This is a genomic window from Mycobacterium lehmannii (assembly GCF_002245535.1).
In the GTDB taxonomy this organism is placed as follows: Bacteria; Actinomycetota; Actinomycetes; order Mycobacteriales; family Mycobacteriaceae; genus Mycobacterium; species Mycobacterium lehmannii.
This window is the reverse complement of sequence record NZ_NKCN01000007.1, coordinates 49,352-76,291: the sequence shown is the minus strand read 5'-3', so window position 1 is coordinate 76,291 and position 26,940 is coordinate 49,352. Positions and strand designations below refer to the sequence as shown.

Below are 26,940 nucleotides of genomic sequence, written 5' to 3'. Positions count from 1 at the left end.
CGTCGTTGACCGCTGTGCATGAAGCACCCGTAGATCCGGTGGCCGCTGGCGAGGCCGTCGACGAAACGGTGGCCGCGTGGTCGGCCAGGGCCGGCGCATTCGCCGTCGACATCCTGACCGGGCTCGCGGTGCTGGTGACGCTGGCGGTGGTGTCGTTGACCGCACCGCAGCGTAGCTCGTTGTGGTGGGGCTACCTGATCGCGATGGGCGTGGTGGTGCTGGCGATGGCGGTGAACCGCCTGGTGCTGCCGGCGGTGGTGGGATTCTCGCTGGGGCGGGCGCTGTTCGGGCTCGCGGTCCGCAAACGGGACGGTTCGCCGGTGGGAGTGTGGCGGCTGCTGCTGCGCGAGGTCGCTCACCTCCTGGACACCGCCGCCCTGTGCGTCGGATGGTTGTGGCCGTTGTGGGATAGGCGCCGCCGGACCTTCGCCGACCTGTTGGTGCGCACCGAGGTGCGTCCGGTCCAACCGCCGGAGCGCAACATCCGGAAGTTGACCGCGATCGTGCTGACCGTCGCGACGCTGGCTTGTGCAGCCGCGGTCGGGGTGAGCTATTGGGTGGTGTACCGGCACGAACGCGCGGTGGACGAGACCAAGCAGCAGATCGCCGAACAGGGTCCTCGGATCGTGGAACAGATGCTCAGCTTCAAGCGCGACACCATGGCAGAGGATTTCGCGCGTGCACAGTCGCTGACCACCGACGGCTACCGCGAGCAGTTGATCGCCCAGCAGAAGGCCGGCCAGGACGCCGGTGTCAGCTCGAACGAATACTGGGCGGTGAGCAGCGCCGTGCTGAAGGCGACGCCGGACGCGGCCGAGATGCTGCTGGCCATGCAGGGGCAGCGCGGCGACAATCCCCAGGAGTTGAAGTTCATCACGGCGACCGTCCAGGTCGAGTTCGAGAAGTCCCGTGACGGGCAGTGGCGCGTCGCCAAGCTCACCGTGTTGAAGCGGCCGCAGATGAACGCGCAGGGCCAATGAGTCCGCGGCGCAGGGTCGACGCCGACGAGCGCGACTTCTTCGAGGTGGAGCCCAAGCCGCCCCGCCGCTGGGGGCTGCCGATCATCTCGGCCGTCGCCTCGCTTCTCATGGCAGCCGCAATCACGGCGGGTTCGCTGATGTTGGTCAGCCACGAGAACGACCGCCGCACGGTGGCCGACGACCACGCCGCGCTGGTGTACGTCAGTGAGTTCATGACCGAATACACGACGTTGGATCCCTTCAACGCCAACGCCTATGTGGAACGGATCCTCACGAATGGCACGGGCGATTTCGCGAAGATGTTCAAGGAGAAGCAGAACGAGATCCTGATCCAGGTCGCGCAGGCGGAGCCGACCAGCGGCACCGTGCTGGCCGCAGGCGTGCAGCGGTGGAACGACAACGGCAGCGCCGACATCCTGGTCGCGACCAAGGTTTCCCAGAAGGCGCCAGACGGCAAGTCGACGGTCGAGAGTGGAAGTCGTTGGGTGGCAACGACTATCAAGGAAGGACAGCAGTGGAAGATCAGCCAGCTGATTCAGGTGATCTGACCACCGACTCCTCAGCGGAATCCACCCCGGCACCGCGTCGGCGTCGGTGGTTCTTCGGGCGTCGCAAGACGGAAGGCCCTGCCGCCGCGGCGGATACGGAAGCAACAGAGGAAGCGCAAGAAGCGGAGCCGTCGGCGCCGCGGCCGGTCGGCAAGGCGAAACGCCGCGGCCGGGCGCGTGTCGACGACGGGGGCACCGAGATCGCGACCGAGGAGGCGAAACCGCAAGTCACCGAGCCGGAATCGCCGGCGGCCGATGACGTCGCCGAGGAACCGGGCGCCCCAGACGAATCCGAGGTCACGCCGCAGGATGTGCGGTTCGCTCCGCACCGGCCCGCGGGCAAGCGGCTCATCGCCGCGATCGTCGCTGCCGCGGCCCTGTTCGTCGGTGCTGCCGCGTTCGCCGCGTCGACCCTGCAGCCCTACTTGTCGGAGCGAGCCGAGATCAACACCAAACTCGACGTCGCTCGCACCGCGGCCAGCGCGATCTCCACGCTGTGGACCTACACGCCGGACAATATGGAGACGTTGCCGGAGCGGTCGGCGGCGTTCCTCGGTGGCGACTTCGCCTACGAGTACCGCAAGTACATTGACGCGATCGTCGCGACGAACAAACAGGCGCAGGTCACCAACACCACGCAGGTGATGGGCGCGGCGGTGGAGACGCTGACCCCCGACGAGGCCACCGCGATCGTCTACACCAACTCGGTGGCGACCAGCCCGATGAGCAAGAACATCCCTTCGCTGCGCTACCTGTCCTACCGGTTGACGATGGAACGCCGCGATGCGAAGTGGCTGATCACGAATATGTCGACCATCACGTCGCTGGACCTGACACCGCAGCTGTAGTCGGGACGTTGACGCGTGGTTGTCGAATCCCCTGTCTCTCAACGATTGACGATCACCTGTCTGCTGCTGTTGACCTTCGCGACCGGCCTGGTGGATGCGGTCAGCGTGCTCAAACTCGGCCACGTGTTCGTGGCGAACATGACCGGCAACGTGATCTTCCTGGGTTTCTGGCTGGTGCCGCACTCGGGGGTGGACGTGACCGCCGCGCTGGTCGCGTTCGTCGGCTTCGTCGCTGGCGCGGTGGCCAGTGGCCGGTTCACCCGCCACCTGGGCACCGATGTCCGCCGCTGGCTGTCGATCACGATGACCTTCGAGGTCGTCCTGCTCGCGACCCTTTCGGTGCTCGCCGGGACCGGAGTGCTCGACTATCAGGACAACACGAAACTGCTTCTCATCGCCGGTCTCGCCGTGGCGTTCGGCGTTCAGAATTCCAGCGCCCAGCAGTTCGGCATCCAGGAGTTGTCGACGACGGTCTTGACGACGACCATCGTGCGGATCGGCTTCGACAGCCGGTTGGCCGGTGGCACCGGTGAACGGGAGAAGTTGCGCTACAGCGTGGTTCTGACGATGTGCGGTGGGGCGGTCGTGGGGGCGACGATGACCCGCTTCACCGTCGCGCCGATCATCGGGCTCGCCGCGGCACTGGTGGCGCTCAGCGGGATCTTGTTCTGGGTCGGGGACCGGCGCGGCCGCTAGTCTTGCCGCATGCCTTCGGTACTTGTCACCGGCGCGTCACGGGGAATCGGCAGGGCCCTCGCCGAGCACCTGGCTGCCCGCGGATGGCAGGTGATCGCCGGTGTCCGCACCGAGCGCGATGCCGAGGCGGTCACCGCGCTGGATCCGCACCGGATCTCGGCGGTGCTCCTCGATGTCACCGACGCCGGCCAGATCGCCGCCTTGGCCGACGTCTTGCCTGCGCGACTGGACGCTGTGGTCAACAACGCCGGGGTGGTCGTCAGCGGGCCCATGGAGACGGTGACGTCCGATGAATGGCGAAAGCAGTTGGAGATCAACGTGATCGGCCAGCTCGCGGTCACCCGGGCGGTACTGCCGCGGATGCGGGAATCGCGCGGCCGGATCGTGTTCATCTCCAGCGTCAACGGCAGGCTGTCGATGCCGTTGCTCGGAGCGTATGCCGCGAGCAAGTTCGCGCTCGAGGCCGCGGCCGACGCCCTGCGGATGGAGTTGCAGCCGTGGCGGATACCCGTCGTCGTCGTCGAACCGGCGCAGACCGACACCGACATGTGGCGTACCGCCGACACCATGGTGCTCGAAGCCGAGGCCGCCCTTTCCCCGGAGCACCGCGCGCTGTACGCCAAACACATCGCGGGGATGAAGAAGATGGTGCCGGTTGCCCAACGGATGGCCGTTCCTACCGAGAAGGTCTCCGCCGTGGTCGAGGAGGCGCTCACCGCGCGCCGCCCGCGACCTCGTTATGTGGTGGGGCTGGGGCCCAAGCTGCAGGTTGCCGTGGTTCCGAGGTTGCCGACCCGGGTGCGCGACGCAGTGTTGCGCCGGGTGTCCGGCCAGCCCTGACCGATGAGGGAGTTCGTCAAGCGCAACGCCTCCGCGCCCGCAGGCTTCTTCGCGTGTGAAGCCGCTGGGCTGCAATGGCTTTCAGCCGCCCACGACGGTGTCCCGTGTGCGACCGTGCTCGATTACGACGACACCAGCCTCACCCTGGAAGAGCTGCAGACCGTAGCCCCGACCCAATCCGCGGCGCGGGAGTTCGGATGCCGACTCGCGCGCACGCACGACGCAGGCGCCGCGGAGTTCGGCGCGGCGCCGGACGGATGGGAGGGACCAGGGTTCTTCGGGCCGATGCATGCACCGCTACCCATGTCGTTGACGGGACATGAGCGATGGGGCGCCTTCTATGCACGCGAGAGGTTGGCGCCGATGGCCCGCGCCGCGGGCGATCGACTGGACGCGGAGTGCCGCGCGGTCATCGACACGGTGATGGCCAAGTGCGAAGACGGCGCCTTCGACGACGACGATCCACCGGCCCGCCTGCACGGCGACCTGTGGAGCGGCAACGTGATGTGGACACCGGACGGCGTGGTGCTGATCGACCCCGCCGCCCACGGCGGTCACCGTGAGACCGATCTGGCGATGCTCGCGCTGTTCGGCTGTCCCCACTTCGACGAGGTGATCGGCGGCTACCAATCCGTGCGGGAGTTGCGGGCGGGATGGCGCGGCCGAGTCGGATTGCATCAGCTTTATCCGCTGTTAGCCCACGTCGTCCTATTCGGAGGCGGTTACGCACGGCAAACGTCGGCGGCGGCACGCAGCGCCCTTGCCGGGTGATTCAGTAAATGCGCTGGCTGGGCTATCAATTTCGATAAGTTAGCTTACTGTCCAAGGCAACAAATTTGCTCAAATTGTAGTCTCGTGAGAGCCTGCCTGTTACGGTCACGTAAATTGCTGTTTCGTTCGAAAGGACCGGATCAGTGGCTGGCAGACACGGCAGGCATGGCAAACGCAGCCGCACCTCCAAGAAGATCGCGGCGATCGGCGCGGCCACTGCGACGGCGACGGCGCTCACGGTCGGCGTCGCACCCCTGCCCGAGCCGAGCGACGACGCGAAGACTCTCGTAGATACCCACGTCAACCTGGCCGCGGCGGTGAATCAGTGGCCCGGACCCGATGAGATCCCCGACCTCACGTTCGGCCTCGGTCCGGCGGTCTACGACCTCGGCCAGGTCGCCGCAGAGGTGCTCATCCGGCTGGTAGTCGAGAACTTCAACCTCGCCGTGCTGGCACAGGCGGCCGGCGCCGACCCGGAGTCGGTGCTGAACAACCTGCTCGGCGGGGTGCTGGGTGAGATACCGCCAGGTTTGCTCGCTGACGTTGTCGGCGCGATACCGATCGACGTACCGGGAGTCGTGGGCGCACTCATCGATCCCCTTGGGATACTCACCCCCGACGTGGAACAGCAGCTCAGCAACCTGCTGGCAGGCTCGCTGCCGGAAACCATCGGCGGCCTGTTCGGTCTGCTCGGCCTCGACCTCAGCGATCCGTTCAACCTCTCCAACCTGCCCGGACCGGTCAACGTGATCACCGCGGGCCCGGTGTTCACCGTGCTCAAGCTGTTGGGAGTCGACCTCGGTTGGGTGCCTGGCCTGCCGCGCGCCATCGCCGAGGAGGTCAACAAGACCCCGTACCTCGACGTGGAAGTCAGCCTCGAGTCAGTGCTGCGCGAGCTGGAGATCCTGAATCCGGTGTTGGACCTGCTCGACATCCCCATCCCCGACATCGACGCCGTCGAGGTCCGGGTGCCGGTGGTCCTGAGCATGGGGCTCGGCGCCTTCTCCGCCGGGGCGGCATACGAGCGAATCGTCGCCGACCTGGTGAATCAACCGGGCGGGGACAACGCCGCCGAGCATCCGCTCCTGGGTAGCATCACCATCCTCCCGATGATCCTGCTGCGCAATCCCGGGCGCGCCAACGGCGGAATGTTCGCCCGCTTCTATCCTCTGTTCGGCCTGGCGGGCATCAAGACGGTGACCCCAGAGACCGAAGCCTCCTACAGCGGGGGCACCCCGCTGCCCGGCACCGGCCTCTCCGTCGGCGGTGCGAACCTGATCCCGATCAAGCTCGACGCGACGGTTCAGTACGACATGCTGAGCGACTTCGCCGCGTGGCCGAACCCTTTCTCGTTGGCCAACAACCTCTTTGCGGGCCTGCTTCCGACCTACATGCTTCGCGGCGTCACGCTCGACCCCCAGCAGCTGCTGGAGCTCGACGATCTCGCGGAGCGCATCCGGAACGGCGATCCGCTCGCGGTCAACCTCTATCTCACGCTGCGCTCGGCAACCCTGCCGCTGCTCGAACCGCTATATCTTGCCGCCGACGTGCTCAACCTCGTCACGCTCGGAGGGGTCGCGCGCTACAACCCGTTCAGCATGGTGGCCAACGCGCTTGCGCCGGCGTTGACCAGCCTGGTGAACCTCGGCTACACCGACGTCTATTACAACCCGCAGACGGGCGGTTACGAGCGGTCACTGGACGAGGCCGGCGACCCGACGCCGTTCATGTCGTTCCCCAACGTTGACTGGGCCCAGGTGCCGGGCGTCATCTTCAACCAGTTGGTTCAGGGCATCTTCAAGGAGTTCTTCAGCGGCAACCCGACCGTAGGCACGCCGAACGTCCTGACCAGTCTGCTCAGGTTCCTCACGGGCGGATCCCTCTGGGGTACAACGCCAACCAGTGTGCTGACCGACATCGTCGATGAGGCGCTGGAGGAGGCCACCGAGGAACTTCTCCCGGACACCGCGCAGGAGGAGGGCGAACTACCCTCGCCGACCGACCTGCCCGATTCCGGCGCGCGGATGCTCACCCTCGTGACCGACGAACCGGCGGGCGAGGAGGCAGTCGACGACGTCGTCGCAAACGAGGCCGAAGACAAGGTCGCAGACAAGCTCAAAGCCGAGGCGGTCGTTCAGAAGCCCGTAGAGGAAGCGGTCGGCATTGAAGAGACCGCGACCAAGGACGTGAAGGCCGCCGAGGGCGACGGCGAAACCACGGTGAGCGAGACGGGCACCAAGATCCAGGACTCCAAGACCTCCGAGACCCCTGCCGATAAGACCACCGCCGATGACACCAAGGTCGGAGAAACGAAGGCCGGAGAAACGAAGGCCGGAGAAACCAAGACCGGAGAAACGAAGGCCGGGGAGACCACGACCGGCGACAAGGACGATGACACGAAGAAGGGCTACAAGCCGGGCAACAAGTTCAGTCCGAACACCGGCGCCAAGTCCGGGCCGAAGCACGCCAAGCCCGACAACGGTGAGCCGGTCAAGGCGGTACCGGGATCGTCACCGCGACATGCCAAGCCGGACAACGACTCTCCGAGCGCGACCACCGGAGACGCCGGCAGCAGCACGTCCGGCACCACCTCCGGCACATCCGGTGAGGGGTCCAGCAGCGCCGCGGCTTGATGTGGACGGTTTAGTTGAACGCGAGCCAGCTCGGTAGTCCGCGTTCGCGTGAATCGCACAGCACCTGCCGGGTGTCACAGGATCCGCGGGGCACGCCCGCGCCGGTCCACATGCCGCCGGTGTCTCGACGCAGCACGATCGACGACGAACCGCCACCGTCGAGCAGGATCGCCGTGTCACTGCCCAACCCGCGGAACAGATCCTGGATCTGGTCGGGGGTGTAGCTCCCGCCCTGGAAGACGTACATCTCGTCCTTGTCCTTGGAGTATGCGAGCGCGGTGCGCGCCGCGCTCGGTCCGCCGTCGTTGAGCTGACCGGTGTCGCCCGGCGCGAGCAGGCCGATACCGGCGACCGCGACGAACCGCACGCCGTCGTCCACCAGCCGCTGTACCACCGGCGAAGCCGCGTCGTAGTCGTCAGGGCTGGCGGGCGGCACCACATACGGCGCACCGCCCACCGGAAGGATCATGGTGGACAGCGCTTTCCAGTGCTCGTTGCCGCCGGACAGCCCCTGTTTACCCGCATAGGCGACGGTGCCGGTCACCGCCACGTTCGCCTTACCCTGGCCGCGGGTGTTGTCGACGTAGGCGCCCAGCGGTGAACTGCATCCGGTGGACTTCCACGAGCCGCCTCGTTGGCCGCGCACGTCGAAGAAGTTGGCGTTGATCGCGATCGTCGGCTGTCCGAGCGCCTGCCAGGCCTGCAACGGAGTGAAGATCTCCGACGCCTGCAACAGCCCCTCCCCGGTGCGGGCGCGGGGATCGCGTTCGCAACGCGCTTGATAACCCCGGTGCGAGTCGACCAGCAGACGCGGCGCAAGCCGGGTGGAGGCCGCCTTGATGATCATCAGGCGCCCGCCGCTGGTGGTCTCGTACCAGCCGCCGCCCGCGTTGAGCATCGGGGCGGGATGGCCACCGCCGAAGTTGTAAACGAGATAGGACCCTCGGGTGTTGGCGATCGCGGTGGCGAGTTTCTCGCGTGCGCCGGCGGCATTGGCGGCGGGGGCCATGGACAAGACCGCAGACAGCACCGCGCACAGCAACAGCGCCGCGGCCGCTGTCGCGAAGCGTCTGATGTTTGCTGTTCGCGCCGACACGTGAGGCTCCCAAATACGACGATGGAACGGTGACATCATCAATCTCACCGTGAACACCGTCAACTTGCGTCACAGCGGCATCACGATCCGGTCTCATCGTGCCTGCGCGTTGAAACCGGGGTTAACGGGTAATCGGCCTGCGGCAGACAACGAACAGGGAGCAGAAATGATCGGAACCATCCTCAGCGCGCTCATCGTCGGTCTGATCGTGGGTGCGCTCGCGCGGCTCATCATGCCGGGCAAGCAGAACATCGGTGTGATCATGACGATCGTTCTGGGTGCCCTCGGCTCATTCCTCGGGTCCTGGCTGACCTACTCGCTCGGCTACACAAACGCGAACGGCGGCTGGGAGGTCATCCCGTTCCTTGTCGGCATCATCGTGGCGATCGTGCTGATCGCGATCTACGTCGGAATTACCGGCCGGCGGTCGGGGACCACGCGCGGCACGGCGGTCCGCTAACGCCCCGGCGGGGCCAACCGGTAGACCGCGTCGGCGTAGTCGTCGGTGATGTAGACGGCGCCGTCGGGCCCGACCACCGCGGCGACCGGTCGGCCCCACCGCGAGCCGTCTTCGGACTGGAACCCGCCGACCAGCGTCTGCTTGTCGGCGAGTTCGCCGTTGCGCCAGCCGAAGAACGCCACCTCGGGGGCATACGGCGGCTCCCGGTTCCACGACCCGTGCACGCCGACGAGGGTGCCGCTGGAGTACGGGGCCGGTAGCACGCCGTCGGTGAAGCTCATTCCGAGCGGGGCGGCATGCGCGCCGAGGCTCTGTTCGATCGGCGGCAGGGCCGCACAGTCGAGGCGGCTGCCGTCGGCGTTCGTCTGTACGTCGCGGATCAACGGCAGCCGCGCCGGGCCACCGTCGGGATTGCAGAAGGGCCAGCCCAGTTCGCGCCCTGGCGTCAGTCGCGCCACCGATTCCGGCGGATGCAGGCTTACGTAATCCTGGCGGACCTCGCCGGTCTGCGGGTCGGCGATGTTGTCGCGGTTGTTGACGGCGGTCCACACCGCTCCGTCCGGCGCGATCGCCAGGCCGGTCCCATTGCGGACCCCGGTCGCGAACGGCTCGGCGGGGCCACCGCCCGGCGGGACCCGCATGATCGTGGCGCGCGGCGGATCGGCGTCGCGATCGGCGGCAGTGATGTTGCCCGTCGAGCCAATCGAGAAGTAAACGCTGCCGTCGGGGCCGATCGCGACTGATTTGAGGGCGTGGGCATACGCGCCGCGCAGGTCCGGACTTCCCGCGTCCGGTAGATCCCCCGCCAGGGTGCGCCGATCGGTGGCCGCGCCTTCGGCGTAGGTGTAGGCGTCGACCTGGTCGCTTTCGGCGACGTAGAGCGTGTCACCTGCGAACGCGAGCCCGTGCGGTTGGTCGAGTCCTGAGAGCAGGGTCGACTGGCGGGGTTGCGCATCGGTGGGCTGCAGCCGCAACACCTCGCCCGTGCTGGGCTGCGACACCAGAAGCGCGCCGTCAGGTGCCCACGCGGCCAGCCTCGCCTTCGGGACGCGCGCCCACACCGCCATCGACCAACCGGCGGGAACGAGCGCCTGACGCGGCTCATCGAACGGCGCCTGCGCCAGGGAAGGGTCGACGGCGACGGTCACCTCGGACAGCTCCGAGGTCGCTTCCGCGGTGGCCGAGGGTTCACTCGGGGGCGGGTCCGGCGCCGGCGCTCGCCCGGAATCCGACGAACAGCCCGTCGCCAGCAGCACACCTGCCATGCAGGCGATCGCGTTATGCCGCAGCCAAACTCGCATGCATCTCCCAGACCAGAATTTCGGCCGACGTCGTGGCGGTGACGCGCTGGCCACCCGTACCCGTGAAACGAACGGCGTCGCCCTCACCCAAGGGGCCCGCGCCCTCGAGCGTGACCTCGCCGCAAGGCACGAACAGGTGGAGATACGGGGCGTGCGGCAACTCGACGCTGTCGCCGGCCCGCATCCGCGCTCCGTGTAGGGCGGCGTACTTGTTGTGGATGAAGATTGCGGTGTGGTCCCGGTGTTCAGGCATACCGCTGGCGATCGTGATCAGACCGCCGCGCAGCAGTTCGTCATCGATCTCGAGTTGCTGATAGCCGGGCTCGATTCCCGACTCGTCGGGGATCACCCACATCTGGACGAAATGCACAGGCTCACTGTGGGATTCGGTGCCCGTCAAGGTCCATGAGTCGTTCTTCTCGGAGTGCAGGATGCCGCGACCGGCCGACATCCGTTGTGCCAGACCGGGATAGATCACGCCGGAGTGGCCGGTGGAATCCTGGTGCACCAGCGATCCGCACAACACCCAGGTGACGATCTCCATGTCGCGGTGCGGATGGGTATCAAATCCGGTACCCGGTGCTACCCGGTCGTCGTTGTTGACCAGCAGCAGGCCGTGATGGGTGTTGTCCGGCTCGTAGTGGCTGCCGAAGGAGAACGAGTGTTTGGAGTCCAGCCAGGAGATCGCGGTCTTCGCGCGGTTGTCTGCCCGGCGGATGTCGACGGTGGGGGCGGTCATGGCTTACCTCTCGCTCGGCGCCCAGCCTAAAGGGGGCTACTGGACGCGACAACATAGATGATGTGTCATCTATTCCGTGTGGCTGACGAGGCGCGAACAAGAGGTCTGGCGGAAGTACCTGACGGTCACGAGCCGTCTGCAGACGGCCATGCACCGGCAACTGCAACGTGACTGCGAGCTGTCGCTGGCGGACTACGAGGTCCTCGTCGCGCTAACCGAGCGCGGTCCGCAGCGCATCAACGACCTGGCCGAGGCGCTCGGGTGGGAGCAGAGCAGGTTGTCACACCAGCTGCGGAGGATGCGCGGGCGCGCACTGCTCGAGCGGCACGGCAGCGACGACGACCGGCGGGGCGCCAGCGTATCGATCACCGACGGTGGGCTCGGAGCGCTGCAGAGGGCTGCTCCGGGGCACGCAGAACTCGTGCGCAGCACGGTGTTCGAGGGGTTGACACCACAACAGCTTCAGGCGTTCGAGGACGTTTTGAACGCGGTGCTGGACCGGCTGGCTACCAGTCCGCCTCGTCGTAGGTGACGACGCCGCGGATGTTCTTACCGTCGAGCATGTCCGCATAGCCGGAGTTGATGTCCTCGAGGCGGTAGGTCCTGGTGACCATGTCGTCGATGTTCAGCAAGCCCGACTTGTACAGGCCGACCAGCTTCGGGGTCTCGATGTGCGAGCTGCCGCCGCCGAAGATGTTGCCCTTCAACGTCTTCTGCAACATCGTGAACAGGAACAGGTTGAGCTTGACGTCGACGTCCATCATCGAGCCCATGCCCGTCACGACGCAGGTGCCCGTCTTGGTGGTCAGCGTCAGTGCCTCTTCGATGTACTCGCCCTTCATGTCCCCGACGGCGATGATCGTCTTGTCGGCCATCACGCCATGGGTGAGGTCGATGACCGGTGCGATCGCCTCGGCCATCGACGGGTAGACGTGGGTGGCGCCGAACTTGATCGCCTGTTCGCGCTTCCACTCGTTGGGGTCGATCGCGACGACGTGGCGGGCCCCGGCGATGACGGCGCCCTGCAGTGCGCTCATGCCGATGCCGCCGACGCCGACGATCACGACGGTCTCACCCGGGTTCACCTCGGCCACGTTGGTGGCCGACCCGAAGCCCGTCGGGACCGCGCAGCCCAGCAGGGCGGCCGACTCGAACGGAATGTCCTTGTCGATCTTGACGACGGAGTCCTTGTGCACCGTCATGTGGGGCGCGAACGTGCCGAGCAGGTTCATCGGCGAGACCTCGATGCTACCCACATGCACCCGGGAGGTGCCGTCGGCGATCGCCTTGCCGCCGAGCAGTACCGCGCCGCGGTCGCACAGCGAGCGGTGGCCCTTGAGGCAGGGCGCGCATTGTCCGCACGCCGGGATGAATGCGAGGATGACGTGGTCACCCTCCTCGAGGCCGGTGACGTTCTTGCCGACCTTGGTGATGACGCCGGCGCCCTCGTGCCCGCCGAGCGCAGGCAGCCCGATCGGGGTGGCGCCGGTGGTCAGGTGGTAGTCCGAATGGCACATGCCGGCGGCGTGCAGGCGGATCTGTACCTCGTCGGCGACGGGGTCACCGATCTCGATCTCGTCGATGGAAAACGGTGAGTTGAGCTCCCACAGCAGCGCGCCCTTGGTCTTCATGGCCGCTGACTATAGAACACGTTGCAGAACAGGTGTCAACTCCGCTGTGAACTGCGCAGATGAGGGCTTCGGCCCATCGCAGGCACCGCTGTCGGCCGGCTGGCTGCGCGTCGAGCCGCTTTGGGGCGCACCTTCGTAATACGCTGCCCGCGATGAGCACACCTTCGCCGCGATGGCGCGCTGTGCGGGCATTTGCGGTCTTCGCTGTGGCGCTGGTGCTGCTGATGGCGGGCAACCTCGCGCTGTACGCGTCCAGCAGGCACTGGGCCGAGGACGGTCTGCAGCTCGGCGACTTCGACAAGCCCGACCGGATCGACCTCACCGTGTGGGTGAACCGGGTGGACACCGAGACGACGACGGTGGCGGCGACGATCACCGACGTCGAGGCCAACGGGAAGTACGCCGATGAAGACGGCCATCTGAACCTGGACACCAAGCTGCTGAGCAATTCCTTCACCAACCCCTCGGTGAACCTGCCGAGCGGAGAGACCGTGCCCGTCATCGAGCAGAAGTTCGGGATGGTCGGGATCCCGACCGACTACCCCTTCGATCGCTACAGCGCCTTCCTGGGGCTCAACATCGCGGCCGACGACGGCACCGCGCTGCCCACGACGCTCACCGTGTTCAACAACGACTCGTTCTTCCGGGTCGCGCTGGGCCCCGACCCGGACGTCGAAGGCGACAGCGTCGACGCGGATCTTTTCCTGCACCGCAGCGCCCCGACGCTGGTGTTCGCCGTGTTCGTGATGCTGCTCATGCTTGGGTTGGCCGCGGCCGCCGTCACGGCGTCCTACTACGCGCTGCGGTGGCGCAGAGGTCTTGTCCTGCCGGCCTGCTCGATGATGGCGGCGATCCTGTTCGCGCTGATCCCTCTGCGCAACGCCGTGCCCGGCGGCCCGCCGATCGGCTCGCTCATCGACTTCGCGGCGTTCTTCATCGCCGAGGGGGTAATCTCGATCGCGTTGATCACCAGCGTCGTGCTCGGCTACCGGCACGACATCGCCTATGAGCGTGCCGAAGCGGAAAAGGCGGGCCTGAGCATCGACGAGTACGCGCTGGGCCGCAAGCCCTAGGTCACGCGGTGTCGGCGAACCCGAAGGGGGCGAAGGTCGTGGCGTGGAACGCCACGACATGCGCGATGCCGCCGGCCGTCACTTCGAGCACATGGAGCTGGAAGGCTTCGTGAACCCCGGTCTCCCGGTTGAGCAGGTACAACGCCGCGGCCGGCTGACCGTTGGCCGTGGTCCGGATGAACCGCATATCCCCGGGCCCTTCGGCAGGGCAGTGCGTTTTCGACAGAGCCACGATGTTCTCCGGGCCCTGGTACCAGCCGTCGAACGGCGGCATCTCCCACACGGCATCCGCGGTGAACAACTCGACGAGCTTGTCGACGTCGTAGCTCTCGAACGCTGCGATATAGCGCGTCAGCAGGTCTTGGGCCTCCGGCGACTCCGGCGCGCGCAGCTCGTCGTCCTCCCTCGGGCCGACGGCGTCCAGCTGCGCACGCGCCCGCTGTAGCAGGCTGTTCACCGCTGCCGTCGACGCGCCGACCGCCGCGGCGACCTCGGACGCCTTCCACTGCAGCACGTCGCGCATCACCAGAACAGCGCGCTGCCGCGGTGAGAGGTGCTGAAGAGCCGCGACGAATGCCAGCCGCACGGATTCGCGAGAGCCCACGATGACCGACGGGTCGGCCGGGTCAACCGCCTGATCGGGCAGCGGCTCGAGCCACGGCACCTCCTCGCGGGCGACGATGTCGTCGAGCGGATCGGAACTCGGGGCCCCGAGGCCCGTCGGCAGCGGCCTGCGCTGCCTGCTCTCCAGCGCCGTCAGGCAGGTGTTGGTGGCGATCCGGTACAGCCACGTGCGCACCGACGATTTGCCCTCGAAGCCTTTGAACGACTTCCACGCCCGCAGATAGGTCTCCTGCACCAGATCCTCGGCATCGTGCAGCGAACCGGTCATTCGGTAGCAGTGCGCGAGTAGTTCACGGCGATACCGTTGGGCATCGGCCAGGAAGGCATCCTCGGCGCTGCTGTCGTCGACATCGTGGGCCAGGACCGTCACGCCGCCGAGCTTAATCAGTGGGTCCGACAACGGATAGTCTCGCTGCGTGACCACGACCCGCAGCGAACGCAGCTTCGACGGTATCGGCGGTGTGCGCATCGTCTACGACGTGTGGACTCCCGAGGGGGATCCGCGCGGCGCGGTCGTGCTGTGCCACGGATACGCCGAGCATGCCCGCCGGTATGACCACGTCGCGCAGCGGTTCGGCCAGGCCGGCCTGCTCACCTACGCGCTCGACCTGCGCGGCCACGGGCGCTCCGATGGCAAACGGGTTTACCTCCGCAACATCGGCGAGTACACCGGCGACTTCGGAACCCTGGTGACGATCGTCGCCGACGAGCACCCCCGGCTGCCGCGCATCGTCCTCGGCCACAGCATGGGCGGCGGCGTCGTCTTCACCTACGGCGTCGAGCACCCCGACGACTACACCGCGATGGTGCTGTCGGGGCCCGCCGTCTACGCCCACGACGCGGTGTCACCGGCCATGATCACGGTCGCCAAGGTCGTCGGCAGCATCCTGCCGGGCCTCCCCGTCGAGCAACTGCCCACCGAAGCGGTGTCGCGGGACCCCGATGTCGTGGCCGCGTACATGGCCGACCCGATGGTGCACCACGGGAAGCTCCCCGCCGGGGTGGCCAAGGCGCTGATCAAGGTCGGCGAGACGATGCCGCAGCGGGCGTCCGCGCTCACCGCGCCGCTGCTGGTGGTGCACGGCGAACAGGACAAGCTCATTCCTGTCGCGGGCAGCCGCCACCTGCTGGCGTGTGTCGCATCGACCGATGCGCACCTGAAGGTCTATCCCGAGCTCTACCACGAGGTGTTCAACGAGCCCGAGCGTGACCTGGTGCTCGACGACGTCACCTCGTGGATCGAGGCCAAGCTTTGAAAGCAGTTGTCGCGGGGGCGCTTTCACTGATCGTCGTACTGTCGGGATGTTCGGCCTCGGGCGACGTGCAGTGGGTCGACGAGGACGTCACCTTCACCGCCGACGACCTGACCATCCACGGCACATACCGGCACGAGACCGGCGACACGGTGGGGCCCGCCGCGCTGCTGATCTCCGAGAGCGGCGCCACGGACCGAAACGGCGACAACCAGGTCGCCGGGCCGGTCGGGAACATGCGCCAACTCGCCGAACTGTTGTCGGACCGCGACGTGGCCAGCCTGCGTTACGACAAGGTCGGCACCGGCCAGACCGGCCTCGGCCCGTACGCGCAGCGGCCCACCGAGGTGGTCAGTTCGGTCTACACCACGGGCGCGAAGGCCGCGGTGCGCTACCTGGCCGATCAGTCGCGGACCGACGACTCCCGCATCTCGGTCTATGCGGTGGGCGAAGGCACCATCCACGCGATGACGCTGGCCGGCGACACCGACGCCGGTGCTCCAAAGATCCACGCGCTCGGCCTCTTTCAACCGCTGCCCGGCCGCTACCTCGACATGATCACCAACCGGGTGCGCGCCGGCGGCGCTGCAGAGACCCTGTCCGCGTGGCTGGCGGCCGTCGAGCAGGTCCGGACCACGGGGACGGCGCCTGCGAACCTGCCCGAGGGCCTGGGCGCGATGCTGAACCCGGGCAACGTCAACGCGGTCGTCGAAGCCGACAAGATCGACCCGCTGACGCTGGCAGCCAAGGTGCCTGCGGGCACACCGGTGCTGTTGACCTGTTCGGACTCCGACGCGCAGGCGTCGTGCGACTCGATCCGACCCCTCGCGGACGCGCTTGGGCACACCGCGCTGACGGTCGTGGAGCTCAAAGGGGTCAACCACGTGCTGCGTGACGACCCGAGCGACAACGTCGCCAACTACGCCTCCCAAGATCCGCTTTCTTCACAGGTTGTCGAAGCGGTGGACCGCTTTGTCGCCGAGCAGCCCTAATCTGGCGCCATGAGTGACGACAAGATGCTGGCCCGCATCGCCGCACTGCTGCGGCAGGCCGAGGGCACCGACAACGCGCACGAGGCGGAGGCGTTCATGGCCGCGGCGCAGCGGTTGGCGACGGCCACCTCCATCGACCTGGCGGTGGCGCGGTCGCACTCCGATCAGCGCACGAAGGCGCAGATGCCGGTGCAGCGCACGATCACGATCGGCAACGCGGGCACCCGAGGGCTGCGGACGTATGTGCAGTTGTTCACCGTGATCGCGCACGCCAACGACGTGAAATGCGATGTCGCGTCGAACTCGACATTCGTCTACGCCTACGGATTTCCCGAGGACATCGACGCCAGCCATGCGCTGTACGCGGGCCTGGTCATGCAGATGGTCAGGGCCTCGCAGGCCTACATCGAGTCGGGCGCCCACCGTCCCACGCCGACCATCACCGCGCGAATCAACTTCCAGTTGGCGTTCGGCGCCCGCATCGGCCAGCGACTGGTCGAGGCGCGGGAGGAAGCACGCCGGGAGGCCACGAACAGCCGCGACAGCCGGCCGGGCACCGCGATCGCGTTGCGGGACAAGGACCTCGAGTTGCGCGACTTCTATCGCGAAACCTCCGAGGCGCGCGGGACGTGGCGGGCGACCAGCGCGACGGCCGGCTACTCCTCGGCCGCCCGCCGTGCCGGTGACCGCGCGGGCCGCAAGGCCAGGCTCGGGCCCAGCCCGGAAATCGCCAATGCGCGTTCGGCGCTGCCCGGGAATGGGCGCCGCGCCTCCGGGGAGACGTGACGCCGCGCGACACCCAGAGGGCGAAGGTGTACGCCGCGGAGGAGTTCGTCCGGACGTTGTTCGACCGGGCCGCCGAGCACGGCAACCGGGCCATCGACTTCTTCGGGACCTCGTTGACCCTGCCGCCCGAGGCACGGTTCGCGTCGGTGGAGTCGGTGCAGCGTTATGTCGACGAGGTACTGGCGATGCCCGCCGTGCGGCGACGCTGGCCACGGGTGGCCCCGCTCGGCGTGCGGCCCAGGCGCGGAGCCAGCGCCGCTCACTACGAACTCGATGACGATGGCGCCGTCATCGCGGTGCCCGAAGTCCGGACCCGTTGGGCGCTGCGCGAATTGGTGGTGCTGCACGAGATCGCACACCACCTGTGCGAGGCGGCGCCGCCGCACGGGCCGCAGTTCGTGGCCACCTTCTGTGAACTCGCCGACACGGTGATGGGGCCGGAGGTGGCCCACGTGTTACGCGTGGTGTATGCGAAAGAGGGTGTACGTTAGCCGTTCCCGTCGGTGATGTCGGCGACGGCGGCGTCGATCCGGTCCCGGTCGGCCTCCAGCGACGCGGTGGCCGCGGCCGTCGCGGAGTCCAGCGCCTCGTTGAGCCGCTTCTGGACCTCCTCGACACCCAGACCGAGCAGACCGTCCTCGATGACCACGCCCGTCAGCTGGTGGTGACCGTCCAACGTCACTCGTACAGTGTCGAATTCGTCAGTGCCGGTGAAGGTTTGAGAGTTCATCCGGTCCAGCTGGTCGTCCATGAGCGACTGCAACTGCTGCGCCTGCCGCAACACGGCGGCGACGTCGGGGTGCATATCGTCGCTCACGCGTCGTCTCGGCTCTCGCCGTCGGTGACCGCCCTGCGCCTGCGATTGCCGACGACCGCCTCGGTCCACGGCCGTTCCTCGGTGTAGAGGTCCTCGTCGGGCGTGACTCGGGGATCGCGCCGCTTTTCCTTGCCCTGTTGGGCGCCGGCACCGTGCGCCATCGGGGCCATACCGCCGGCAATGGGCGTACCCGCGCGGCCGTCCGTCGATGATCCCGGCGCGCCGCCCGCCGCGGCAGGCATGGTCGGGGCGGGCGCGACCGTCTCCGCGGTTACCGGGGCCGACATCGGCGTCGCAGGCATGCCACCGCCGCCGGAGCCACCGCCTCTTCCGCCGCCCCCTCCGGCACCGCCGACAGCAGCGGGGCGCACTCGCGGATCGGTCGACTTCGGGCCCGATGCCGCAGCCCCAGCCGGCGCACCGCCGCCCGACGGCGTACCACCGCCCGAGGGCGCACCGCCACCCGACGGCGCACCACCGCCGGCTGGCGCGCGACCTCCGGCAGAAGCGCCACCCGGGCGCGCCGCACCCTCGGCCCGGTCCGCGGTCCCGGACCGCTGCGGGCCGTACGACGCCATAGCCGCGCGACCGCCGCCGGTTTGCGCACCGGGGCCACCGACGATTGCGGCGCTGTCGGCGTCGGAGCTGGACGGCATCGCGGGCCGCACGGGTGAGAAGGTCGCGCCGCTCGCATAGTCCTGGCGCACGTCGTCGGACCGCTGCTGCAGCTCCTGCAGCCGCTTCTGGATCGTGGCCATCTCGTTGGAGGTCGCGACGGAGTTGCCCACCGTCGTCTGCGCCGCGAGCTCACGCAGCCGGGTCTCCAACTCCACGTACTCGGTGTGGATGCCCGCATGCTCGGCCTTCGCGGCGTCATGTGCCGCAATGATTTTCGCCGCCGCTTCCGCGAGGTCGTGCCAGCCCTCGGCGAGTTGTTCCAGCCAGCCGCTGAATTCGGCCATCCTGGCGTACGCGGCGTCGGCGGCCCGGCCCTCCCAGTCGCCGCTGGGCGGCCGCGGCGCGGCGTCCCTGACCCGGGTACTGGCCAGACCCCATTGCAGCATGGCCATTTTCAGCGATGCACCGTTGTCCCCGGCGACCAGGTCAGCCTGCGTCTCGTGCACGTCGCTGTAGCCGCCCGCATCGAGTGGCTGCGGAGTGCCGACCGGATGGGGAAGCGCGGGCGGCGGCGTCGCCGGGGCGGGCACCGCGATCGCCTCGACCGCTGCCCGTCGGTTGGGGTTCTCGATGGCTCGCCCGCAGGTTTCATCGACCTCGGTGTAGGCGTCGGCGGCGATCTGCAGCATCTCGGCGATGCGCTGGTTCTCCGTCTCGGCCCACCGCTGAAACTCCATCAGCGACTGCGCGTTCGCGTTCAGGTTGGCGACCGCGGCGGCCGAGGACGGCAGCGCATCCGGCGGCACCACCGCTTCGGTTACGGGGTTGTGCCACTGCGTCCCGTGCATCTCTGCGGACTGCTTGGTGAGCTCCGCCGGTTCGACCCGCTGGATCTCGCCCATCGCTACCCCTGCGCCCGCATGTCGGCTCAGCCCTCGAGGACCATCTGGTAGCGGCTTTCCTCGCGCGGATTGATCAGCCTTATCGGCAATTGGCGATGACGGGGCGTCTCGATGTAGTTGTTGCGCAACATCACCCGGCCGAGGCCGGGGTGCGGGCTCAAGTACGTCGTCGCATGCGGCCACGCCACCTTGGCCTCGTCCCCGATCCTGGCGTTGACGTATCCGGCGAACTCGTTGAACTGCGGCGTCAGGGTGACCACGGCACCTGCCGCCGCCGACCGCACGATGAACTGGGTGAACAGCCGGGAGTCGCCGAGGTTGATGCTCACGTCAACGTCGTCGAACGGTATGTAGGCGGGGTAGCGGTCGGCGGTCTCACCGACCAGCACCCCCGCCGACCCGATCGGCAGCTCGTAGTGGCGGTCGCCGACCGGGCTGATGCCGTGCAGAGCCGCCCGCTGCCCGCCGAACAGACACGAAAAGCCGCGTGGTGTGGCGGGATTGGCCAACGTGGTCAGCAGCACCGTCGAGCGTGGGGCCTCACCGGGCCGAATGCGGACCCGGGTGATCGTATGGTCGGCGCGCGCCGACCACCACACGTCAGGTCCGCCCGGCGCGGTGTAGGCCGCGGTGAACGTGCTGCGGCCCTTGATCGCCGACCACGTCTCACGCTCGAAACTGATCTCGGTGGCCCGGTCGAGATCGTCGAAACTGCGCGCAGGGCGAGCGTCGATTCCGTTGCCGGCCAACTGATCCGCGATCCGGGTGGCCGAGGACACCAGGTACCGCGCAAGCCCGGCAACCCCGGACTCGCGGCGCTGCGACGACTTGCGCGTGAACTCGGGGTCGGCGCGCAGCACGATCCAGGTGCGCCGGTTCGCCGGAGCCGGATACGGACCGACGACCTGTTCGTACAGCGAAATCAGCGTGGCGGGAGCGGTTTTGCCGACGCGATACCCCGACGACACCACGTCGGCCTCGACGTCCGGGCAGTGCGCGGCCACGAGTTGTTCGACGAGCCGGGTGTCGACGACGTCGTCGGTGAACGCCGCGCCGTTGACGATCACCGTCGGGGTGAACGGACGCGGCACCAGTTCGATCGCCGCGGTCAAGTACTCGTCCTGCCATCGCACGGCGACGTGATCGCCCGGCATCACAGTCGCGCCCACCGCGGGTTCCGACGGACGCTGCGGAACGTCGCGGTGCCTGCGCCGCCACGCGAACACCGCCGCCACCCAACCGGTGATCCGCAGCCCGCGGATGGTCACCACCGAGCCCAGCGCGATCAGCACGGCGAGCGTGATTCCGAGCCACAACAAATTCAGCTCGGCGAACACCAGGACGGTCGCGGGGATCAGCGCCGCCGCCCAGATCGCGTGGCCCGTCGTGAAGCGCAGGCCGAACATGCCGAAGAGCCTGTTCATCGGCGCCTCAGTGCGCGGCGGGCCAGCGCGCCGAGTCCGAGCGCGGCCGCAAGCCCGGCTCCGGTGACGACCACCGCGGTGATCGGCCCCCGATCCGGCGGCGGGGTGAACACCGGCGCCGGAAGCTCCTTGACCCGGTACTGCACCTGCTCCGGGCCGGGAGGCACGTCCCACGTCAACGCGGCGACGGGGTCGACCGCCCCGGCGCCCACATAGTTGTCGACGCCGCCGCCCGGGTGCCGCGCCGTCGCGGTGATCCGGTTCATGATCTGGGCGGGCGTGAGCGCGGGGAAGCGCTGTTTGAGCAGCGCCGCCAGCCCGGAGACGTAGGCCGCGGCGAACGACGTCCCGCTGATGGGGATCGGGCCGTCCTGGCCCTGCAGCGCGTTGACCGGATTGCCGTCGTAGCCGAGCGCGACGAGGTTCTCGGCAGGTGCCGCGGCGCCGAGCCACGGACCCGACATCGAGAACGTGCTCGGCTGGCCGTTCGGGGCGATCCCGCCGACCGTCAGCACCAGCGGTGAATACCAGGCCGGGCTGACGATCGTCTGCACCTGCTTCCAACCGCGCGGATCGGTCGGAACCGCGGGATCGGCTGGCGGGTTCTGCGCGCAATCCTGGCCGGTGTTGCCCGCGGCGACGACGATGACGGCGCCCTTGACGTTGACCGCGTAGTTGATCGCGGCGCCAAGGCTGGTCTCGTTGATCGGGCGGGTGACCTTGTAGCAGGCCGCCTCGCTGATGTTGATGACCTGCGCGCCGAGATTGGCCGCGTGCACCACCGCGCGCGCGAGGCTGCGCAGCGATCCTGCGGTCTGGGTGGCGTTCGGGTCGTTGGGGTCCTGGCGCGTCCCCACCGTCTGGAACGCCTCGGAGGTCTGGCGCAGCGACAGGATGCGGGCGTCGGGCGCGACGCCGACGAAGCCGTCGTTCGGCGCGGGCCGACCCGCGATGATCGACGCTGTCAACGTGCCGTGCGCATCGCAGTCCGACATGCCGTTCCCGGCCTGGTCGACGAAGTCTCCGCCCGGTTCGGCGGGCACCCGCGGTGAGCCGACGACGCCGGTGTCGATCACCGCGACGGTCACGCCCGCGCCCGTCGCGAACTTCTGCGCCTCGGACAACCGCAGGTAGTCGTTCGCCCAGGGCCGGTCGGCGAAGTTCGCGTTCGGAAACACCGTCGGCGCAGAGCAGACCCGGCGCTGCTCCATCGGCTGATCCGGCCCGGTCTCATCCGGGGGCACGGCCGCGGGATCGATCGTCGGCGGCTCGATCGCCGTCGCCGGAGGGGCGGCGATCAAGGCCAGCAACAGCACCGCCGTCAGCACGCCGACGCGTTCGAAGAGGCACCGCACGCGCTACGCACCTCCCCGGCGGCCGGACTGGTCGGCGGTGTGCCACGACACCGGCAGCAAACTGAAATCTGCCCGTTGCGCAGGGCAAACGCTCACGTCACGCCGATGGGCCGATTGCACGCAGCCAATCTTAAGGGGCCGCTCGGGGGAGTCATTCCACTATCTGGTGGCGCACGCCCGTCACCAGGGGCTGCCGCGTCGGTTACCGCAGCGCCTGCGGGCTAGGTGACCGCGATGTCCAGACCGTCGACGTCCAGGGTCAGCGCCCCCGCAGGGTCGGCGCGGAACTTTCCGTTGCCCGCCGCTTCGGCCAGCCCGCCGGTGCCCGATGCGATCCGCACCTCTCCACTGGCCACGCCGTCCCGGTAGGCGCCGTCGTGCAGCAACACCAAGCCGCCGGTCGCGCCCGCGATGGTGCCGGTGACGTGCTCGATGCCGACGAACAGCGCACTCTTGTCCGGTCCGTAGGCCAACAGCCACTTGGTCGTCGACGTACCCTGGATGTCACCTTCGTAGCGTTTCGAGACCAGGGCCTCGGTGAGCTTGGTGGCCTCGTCGCCGTTCTCGAACGGCGTCTCATCCCAGCTGGCGATCTGGAAGGTCGCCTCGATATGTCTGCTCATGACCGGCGGATACCCGGTCACCGGACCGCGGAACCGAGAGGCCGACGGGCAGCACCGCCGGTCACTGTGATAGTCAAGGCATCACGGCCGCGTTGCGTCCGCTAGCACGTCAAACTATAGTCTGGACACATGTCCAGAAGGTTCGGAGTTGTTGCGTGACACGATTTGTCCAGCTCACCGGCCCTGGATTCAGCCGCTTCTGCGCATCGTCTTGAGTTGACCATGCGCATCGCACTTCTGTCCTACCGGAGCAAGACCCACTGTGGTGGGCAGGGCGTCTACGTCCGCTACCTGTCCCGCGGCCTCGCGGACCTGGGCCACGAGGTCGAGGTGTTCTCGGGCCAGCCCTATCCGGAGGAACTCGATCCCCGCGTTCGGCTGACCGAGGTGCCCAGCCTGGACCTCTACCGGGAACCCGATCCCTTCCGGATCCCGTGGCCCAACGAGATCAAGACGTCGATCGACCTGCTCGAGCTGCTGACCACGTGGACGGCGGGCTTCCCCGAACCCCGCACGTTCAGCCTGCGCGCCGCGCGGGTGCTCGCCGAACGTCGCAACGAGTTCGACGTCGTGCACGACAACCAGTGCCTGGGCACCGGGCTGCGCAAGATCGCCGGCCTCGGCCTTCCGGTGGTCGCCACCGTGCATCACCCGATCACCCGCGACAAGGTGGTCGACGTCGCGGCCGCCAAGTGGTGGCGTAAACCGCTGGTGCGACGGTGGTACGGCTTCGCCGAGATGCAGAAGCAGGTGGCCTGCGAGATACCCGAACTGCTGACCGTGTCGTCGACGTCGGCCGCTGACATCGCCGAGGACTTCGGCGTCGCACCCAGCCAGCTGCACGTCGTGCCGCTGGGCGTGGACACCGCGATGTTCAAGCCCGCCGAGCGACGGGTGCGCAACCGCATCATCGCGATCGCCAGCGCCGATGTTCCCCTCAAAGGCGTCAGGCACCTGCTGCACGCGGTGGCCCGGCTGCGCGTCGAACGCGATCTCGAACTGCAGCTGGTCGCCAAGCTCGAACCGAACGGTCCCACCGAGAAGCTGATTGCCGAGCTCGGCATCTCCGACATCGTGCACAGCTCCAGCGGGTTGTCCGACAGCGAGCTGGCCGACCTACTGGCCTCGGCCGAAGTCGCTTGCATCCCATCGCTTTACGAGGGGTTCTCGTTGCCAGCGGTGGAGGCGATGGCCAGCGGCACGCCCATCGTGGCCAGCCGCGCCGGTGCGCTGCCCGAGGTGGTGGGCGCCGACGGCGATTGCGCCCGGCTGGTCAAGCCCGCCGACGTCGACGAATTGACCGCGGTGCTCGGCGAACTGCTCGACTCACCGCGTGAGCTGGCCCGCCTCGGGGCGAACGGCCGCAAGCGCGCGGTAGAGGTGTTCAGCTGGCAATCGGTTGCGGCGCAGACGGTTGCGGTCTACGAGAAGGCGCGCGAACGGGTCGGCGCATGCTGACGGTGGACTTCGACCGGCTCGGCGTCGGCGAGGGCACGAAGGTGATCGACGTGGGCTGCGGCGCAGGCCGGCACAGCTTCGAGGCCTTCCGGCGCGGAGCGGACGTCGTCGCGTTCGACCAGAGCGCCGCCGACCTCAACGACGTCGACGAGATCCTGACCGCCATGCGCGAGCAGGGTGAGGCGCCGCCGACGGCCAAGGCCGAGGCGGTCAAGGGCGACGCGCTCGATCTGCCTTATGCCGACTGCACTTTCGACTGTGTGATCGCCTCGGAGATCCTCGAGCACGTGCCCGAGGACGAGAAGGCGATCGCCGAGCTGGTCCGGGTGCTCAAGCCCGGCGGAATGCTCGCCGTCACGGTACCGCGGTGGCTCCCCGAGAAGCTGTGCTGGGTGTTGTCCGACGAGTACCACGCCAACGAGGGCGGGCACGTGCGGATCTATCACGCCGACCGGCTGCGCGACAAAGTGCTCGCCCATGGCCTTCAACTCGAGCACACTCAACACGCGCACGCCTTGCACTCCCCGTACTGGTGGCTCAAATGCGCGGTGGGAACCGAGAATTCGGATCACGTCGCGGTGAAGGCGTACCACCGGATGCTGGTGTGGGACATGATGAGCCGCCCGTGGCTGACGCGGACGGCGGAGTCGCTGCTCAACCCGCTGATCGGCAAGAGCGTCGCGTTGTACTTCACGAAACCGGTGGGTGCCGGTGCTGACACCTAAACTCGACGGCGTCCCGGGCGTTCCCGGGGTGCTGACACCCGAACAGTGCCGTCAGACCGCGAAATCGATTGCTGCTACCCAGGAGTCCTCGGGTGCGCTGCCGTGGTTCGACGGTGGCCACACCGATCCGTGGGATCACATCGAGAACGCGATGGCGCTGACGGTCGCCGGGTTGCTGGAGCCGGCCCGTGCGGCGTTCGAGTGGTCGCGCACGCACCAGCGCCGCGACGGATCGTGGCCCATCCAGTTGCGCAACGGTGTCATCGAGGACGCCAACAGCGACAGCAACTTCTGCGCCTACATCGCCACCGGCGTCTGGCACCACGTGCTGGTCACCGGTGACCGCCGCTTCGCGGAGACGATGTGGCCGGTGGTCACCAAGGCGATCGACTTCGTGCTCGGCATGCAGCTCAGTGGCGGTGAGATCGCGTGGGCGAGAAGCCCTTCGACCATCGAATCCGAGGCCCTGATGACGGGGTGCGCGAGCATCTACCACAGCATCCGGTGCGCGCTGGCGCTCGCGGACTACTTCGACGACCCGCAGCCGGAATGGGAGGTCGCGGTCGGCAGGCTCGGCCACGCGATCGCCCACCATCCCGAGGCGTTCACGGTGAAGGACCGCTGGTCGATGGAGTGGTACTACCCGGTGCTCACCGGCGCGGTGCGCGGTCCCGCGGCGCGGATGCGGATCGACGAGCGGTGGCACGACTTCGTGGTTCCCGGACTGGGTATCCGGTGCGTCGACGACCGGCCGTGGGTGACCGGAGCCGAAACCTGCGAGCTGGTACTGGCTTTGGACGCGATGGGTGACGCGGTGCGCGCCAGGGAGCAGTTCGCCGCGATGCACCATCTGCGTGAGGACGACGGCTCCTACTGGACGGGTCTGGTGTTCGCCGACGGCAAGCGCTGGCCGGAGGAACGTACGACGTGGACCGGCGCGGCGATGATTCTGGCCGCCGACGCGCTGTCGTCGACGTCGGCAGCCAGCGGGATCTTCCGGGGAGCAGACCTTCCGCGCGGCCTCGAAGGCGAATACGACTGCGAGTGCGCGACCAGCGACCGCTAGCCCAGCGGCTCGCCGGCGACGCCGTCCGTGCGCTCGAGCACCCGCATGGATCCGGTTGCCGAGACCTCGCGAAAATGGTTGGTGTTCAACGCCCGCTGGTAGATGTGGAACGGCGCCTGCCCGCCCTCGTCGGGGTTGGGGAACACGTCGTGGATGACGAGCGCCGCGCCCACCTCCACCCATCTGGCCCAGCCGTCGAAATCGCGCTGTGCGGCTTCCTCGGTGTGGCCGCCGTCGATGAACAGGAAGCGCAACGGAGTTCGCCATCCCCGCGCCACCACCGGTGACCGGCCGACGATCGCGACGACGTGGTCGTCGAGGCCCGCGGCGTCGAGCGTGTGCCGAGCCGTCGGCAACGTGTCGAACAGGCCGGTGACGGGATCGACCATCGACTCGTCGTGGTACTCCCACCCCGGCTGGTGTTCTTCGGAGCCGTGGTGGTGGTCGACGGTGTAGATCACGCCGCCGGTCTGCTGTGCGGCGGCGCCGAGTAGCACGGTGGACTTGCCGCAGTACGTGCCGATCTCGACGCCGATGCCGTCGCCGAGATACTTCACGGCCGCGTCGAACAGGGCCCGGCCCTCGTCGGCTGGCATGAATCCGATGACCTGCTCGGCAAGGGCGAAGAGTTCGTCTGTGGTGCGCATCGGTAACGAACCTACTCGGCGCGGATCGTTGCTG

The 26,940-nt window shown here is 68.0% G+C and carries 28 protein-coding genes; 17 read left to right on the top strand and 11 right to left on the bottom strand.

The genetic code is table 11. The features are described 5' to 3' along the window. Positions 1 to 5: 5 nt before the first annotated feature. The 7 genes from CEX87_RS10340 to CEX87_RS10310 all read left to right on the top strand — a co-directional run bounded on the left by CEX87_RS10340 (position 6) and on the right by CEX87_RS10310 (position 7,316). Positions 6 to 980, top strand: coding sequence for an RDD family protein (locus CEX87_RS10340; protein ID WP_066842049.1), 975 nt, complete (start codon positions 6 to 8; stop codon positions 978 to 980). Further along, positions 977 to 1,528 carry a mammalian cell entry protein gene (locus CEX87_RS10335; protein ID WP_066841964.1) on the top strand — a complete coding sequence of 184 codons (552 nt, stop codon included), beginning with the start codon at positions 977 to 979 and terminating at the stop codon, positions 1,526 to 1,528. Before CEX87_RS10340 ends, CEX87_RS10335 begins: the two co-directional genes overlap by 4 nt. Continuing rightward, positions 1,495 to 2,376 carry a mammalian cell entry protein gene (locus tag CEX87_RS10330; protein WP_068196531.1) on the top strand — a complete coding sequence of 294 codons (882 nt, stop codon included), beginning with the start codon at positions 1,495 to 1,497 and terminating at the stop codon, positions 2,374 to 2,376. The genes CEX87_RS10335 and CEX87_RS10330 overlap by 34 nt, the downstream gene beginning before the upstream one ends. Before the next feature lie 15 nt (positions 2,377 to 2,391). Then, a complete protein-coding gene (locus CEX87_RS10325; protein ID WP_068196534.1) occupies positions 2,392 to 3,072 on the top strand; it encodes a YoaK family protein in 681 nt (226 codons plus the stop codon). Positions 3,073 to 3,081: 9 nt separating this feature from the next. Beyond that, positions 3,082 to 3,912, top strand: coding sequence for an SDR family NAD(P)-dependent oxidoreductase (locus CEX87_RS10320; protein ID WP_068196536.1), 831 nt, complete (start codon positions 3,082 to 3,084; stop codon positions 3,910 to 3,912). 3 nt (positions 3,913 to 3,915) lie between these two features. Then, positions 3,916 to 4,683 carry a fructosamine kinase family protein gene (locus CEX87_RS10315; RefSeq protein ID WP_068196538.1) on the top strand — a complete coding sequence of 256 codons (768 nt, stop codon included), beginning with the start codon at positions 3,916 to 3,918 and terminating at the stop codon, positions 4,681 to 4,683. Positions 4,684 to 4,826: 143 nt separating this feature from the next. Then, a complete protein-coding gene (locus CEX87_RS10310; RefSeq protein WP_094287040.1) occupies positions 4,827 to 7,316 on the top strand; it encodes a hypothetical protein in 2,490 nt (829 codons plus the stop codon). 10 nt (positions 7,317 to 7,326) lie between these two features. On the opposite strand, the gene CEX87_RS10305 is transcribed toward CEX87_RS10310, so the two are convergent. After that, complete coding sequence (locus tag CEX87_RS10305) at positions 7,327 to 8,448, bottom strand: phosphodiester glycosidase family protein (RefSeq protein ID WP_094287098.1); 1,122 nt, start codon at positions 8,446 to 8,448, stop codon at positions 7,327 to 7,329. Positions 8,449 to 8,578: 130 nt separating this feature from the next. On the opposite strand from CEX87_RS10305, the gene CEX87_RS10300 reads away from it, so the two are divergent. Next, positions 8,579 to 8,872, top strand: coding sequence for a GlsB/YeaQ/YmgE family stress response membrane protein (locus CEX87_RS10300; protein WP_064395021.1), 294 nt, complete (start codon positions 8,579 to 8,581; stop codon positions 8,870 to 8,872). Here CEX87_RS10300 and CEX87_RS10295 read toward each other — a convergent pair. Beyond that, a complete protein-coding gene (locus CEX87_RS10295; RefSeq protein WP_068196546.1) occupies positions 8,869 to 10,173 on the bottom strand; it encodes a PQQ-dependent sugar dehydrogenase in 1,305 nt (434 codons plus the stop codon). The genes CEX87_RS10300 and CEX87_RS10295 overlap by 4 nt on opposite strands. Continuing rightward, a complete protein-coding gene (locus tag CEX87_RS10290; RefSeq protein ID WP_068196551.1) occupies positions 10,151 to 10,912 on the bottom strand; it encodes a pirin family protein in 762 nt (253 codons plus the stop codon). The genes CEX87_RS10295 and CEX87_RS10290 overlap by 23 nt, the downstream gene beginning before the upstream one ends. Positions 10,913 to 10,979: 67 nt before the next feature. On the opposite strand from CEX87_RS10290, the gene CEX87_RS10285 reads away from it, so the two are divergent. Continuing rightward, positions 10,980 to 11,444, top strand: coding sequence for a MarR family winged helix-turn-helix transcriptional regulator (locus CEX87_RS10285; RefSeq protein WP_068196554.1), 465 nt, complete (start codon positions 10,980 to 10,982; stop codon positions 11,442 to 11,444). Here the strand turns inward: CEX87_RS10285 and CEX87_RS10280 are convergent. Next, positions 11,419 to 12,543, bottom strand: coding sequence for an NDMA-dependent alcohol dehydrogenase (locus tag CEX87_RS10280; RefSeq protein WP_068196559.1), 1,125 nt, complete (start codon positions 12,541 to 12,543; stop codon positions 11,419 to 11,421). The two genes, CEX87_RS10285 and CEX87_RS10280, sit on opposite strands and share 26 nt — an antisense overlap. Positions 12,544 to 12,695: 152 nt before the next feature. Here CEX87_RS10280 and CEX87_RS10275 point away from each other — a divergent pair, with 152 nt between their 5' ends. Further along, on the top strand, positions 12,696 to 13,616 hold the full coding sequence (locus CEX87_RS10275; protein WP_082962058.1) for a DUF4436 family protein: 921 nt from the start codon (positions 12,696 to 12,698) through the stop codon (positions 13,614 to 13,616). Position 13,617: 1 nt separating this feature from the next. Here the strand turns inward: CEX87_RS10275 and CEX87_RS10270 are convergent, their stop codons facing one another. Next, positions 13,618 to 14,640 carry a sigma-70 family RNA polymerase sigma factor gene (locus tag CEX87_RS10270; protein ID WP_068196566.1) on the bottom strand — a complete coding sequence of 341 codons (1,023 nt, stop codon included), beginning with the start codon at positions 14,638 to 14,640 and terminating at the stop codon, positions 13,618 to 13,620. 16 nt (positions 14,641 to 14,656) lie between these two features. On the opposite strand from CEX87_RS10270, the gene CEX87_RS10265 reads away from it, so the two are divergent. The 4 genes from CEX87_RS10265 to CEX87_RS10250 are packed head-to-tail and all read left to right on the top strand — an operon-like array spanning position 14,657 to position 17,762. Beyond that, entirely contained in the window at positions 14,657 to 15,496 is an 840-nt protein-coding gene (locus tag CEX87_RS10265) for an alpha/beta hydrolase (RefSeq protein WP_068196569.1), read from the top strand. A gap of 26 nt (positions 15,497 to 15,522) precedes the next feature. Further along, positions 15,523 to 16,485, top strand: coding sequence for an alpha/beta hydrolase family protein (locus tag CEX87_RS10260; RefSeq protein ID WP_369816182.1), 963 nt, complete (start codon positions 15,523 to 15,525; stop codon positions 16,483 to 16,485). A 9-nt stretch (positions 16,486 to 16,494) separates the two neighbouring features. Next, on the top strand, positions 16,495 to 17,271 hold the full coding sequence (locus tag CEX87_RS10255; RefSeq protein ID WP_064395030.1) for a DUF2786 domain-containing protein: 777 nt from the start codon (positions 16,495 to 16,497) through the stop codon (positions 17,269 to 17,271). Beyond that, a complete protein-coding gene (locus CEX87_RS10250; RefSeq protein WP_064395031.1) occupies positions 17,268 to 17,762 on the top strand; it encodes a TIGR04338 family metallohydrolase in 495 nt (164 codons plus the stop codon). The genes CEX87_RS10255 and CEX87_RS10250 overlap by 4 nt, the downstream gene beginning before the upstream one ends. Here CEX87_RS10250 and CEX87_RS10245 read toward each other — a convergent pair. The 5 genes from CEX87_RS10245 to CEX87_RS10225 form a co-directional block, all read right to left on the bottom strand. Further along, a complete protein-coding gene (locus CEX87_RS10245; protein ID WP_094287038.1) occupies positions 17,759 to 18,088 on the bottom strand; it encodes a YbaB/EbfC family nucleoid-associated protein in 330 nt (109 codons plus the stop codon). The two genes, CEX87_RS10250 and CEX87_RS10245, sit on opposite strands and share 4 nt — an antisense overlap. Beyond that, entirely contained in the window at positions 18,085 to 19,608 is a 1,524-nt protein-coding gene (locus tag CEX87_RS27205) for a PPE domain-containing protein (protein WP_068196577.1), read from the bottom strand. Before CEX87_RS27205 ends, CEX87_RS10245 begins: the two co-directional genes overlap by 4 nt. A 26-nt stretch (positions 19,609 to 19,634) precedes the next feature. Further along, on the bottom strand, positions 19,635 to 21,032 hold the full coding sequence (eccE, locus tag CEX87_RS10235; protein WP_064418159.1) for a type VII secretion protein EccE: 1,398 nt from the start codon (positions 21,030 to 21,032) through the stop codon (positions 19,635 to 19,637). Continuing rightward, positions 21,029 to 22,387, bottom strand: coding sequence for a type VII secretion-associated serine protease mycosin (mycP, locus tag CEX87_RS10230; protein WP_068196580.1), 1,359 nt, complete (start codon positions 22,385 to 22,387; stop codon positions 21,029 to 21,031). The genes eccE and mycP overlap by 4 nt, the downstream gene beginning before the upstream one ends. Positions 22,388 to 22,608: 221 nt before the next feature. Continuing rightward, on the bottom strand, positions 22,609 to 23,010 hold the full coding sequence (locus tag CEX87_RS10225; RefSeq protein WP_064395079.1) for a DUF3224 domain-containing protein: 402 nt from the start codon (positions 23,008 to 23,010) through the stop codon (positions 22,609 to 22,611). Between the two features lie 222 nt (positions 23,011 to 23,232). Between CEX87_RS10225 and CEX87_RS10220 the strand changes: the two genes are divergently transcribed. The 3 genes from CEX87_RS10220 to CEX87_RS10210 are packed head-to-tail and all read left to right on the top strand — an operon-like array spanning position 23,233 to position 26,259. Beyond that, positions 23,233 to 24,468, top strand: coding sequence for a glycosyltransferase family 4 protein (locus CEX87_RS10220; RefSeq protein WP_064395035.1), 1,236 nt, complete (start codon positions 23,233 to 23,235; stop codon positions 24,466 to 24,468). After that, positions 24,462 to 25,193: a class I SAM-dependent methyltransferase gene (locus CEX87_RS10215; protein ID WP_064418193.1), complete on the top strand. Its 732-nt coding sequence runs from the start codon at positions 24,462 to 24,464 to the stop codon at positions 25,191 to 25,193. Before CEX87_RS10220 ends, CEX87_RS10215 begins: the two co-directional genes overlap by 7 nt. Next, entirely contained in the window at positions 25,180 to 26,259 is a 1,080-nt protein-coding gene (locus CEX87_RS10210) for a hypothetical protein (protein ID WP_064395081.1), read from the top strand. The genes CEX87_RS10215 and CEX87_RS10210 overlap by 14 nt, the downstream gene beginning before the upstream one ends. Here CEX87_RS10210 and CEX87_RS10205 read toward each other — a convergent pair. After that, entirely contained in the window at positions 26,256 to 26,906 is a 651-nt protein-coding gene (locus tag CEX87_RS10205) for a class I SAM-dependent methyltransferase (RefSeq protein WP_064395036.1), read from the bottom strand. The genes CEX87_RS10210 and CEX87_RS10205 overlap by 4 nt on opposite strands. Positions 26,907 to 26,940 lie beyond the last annotated feature (34 nt).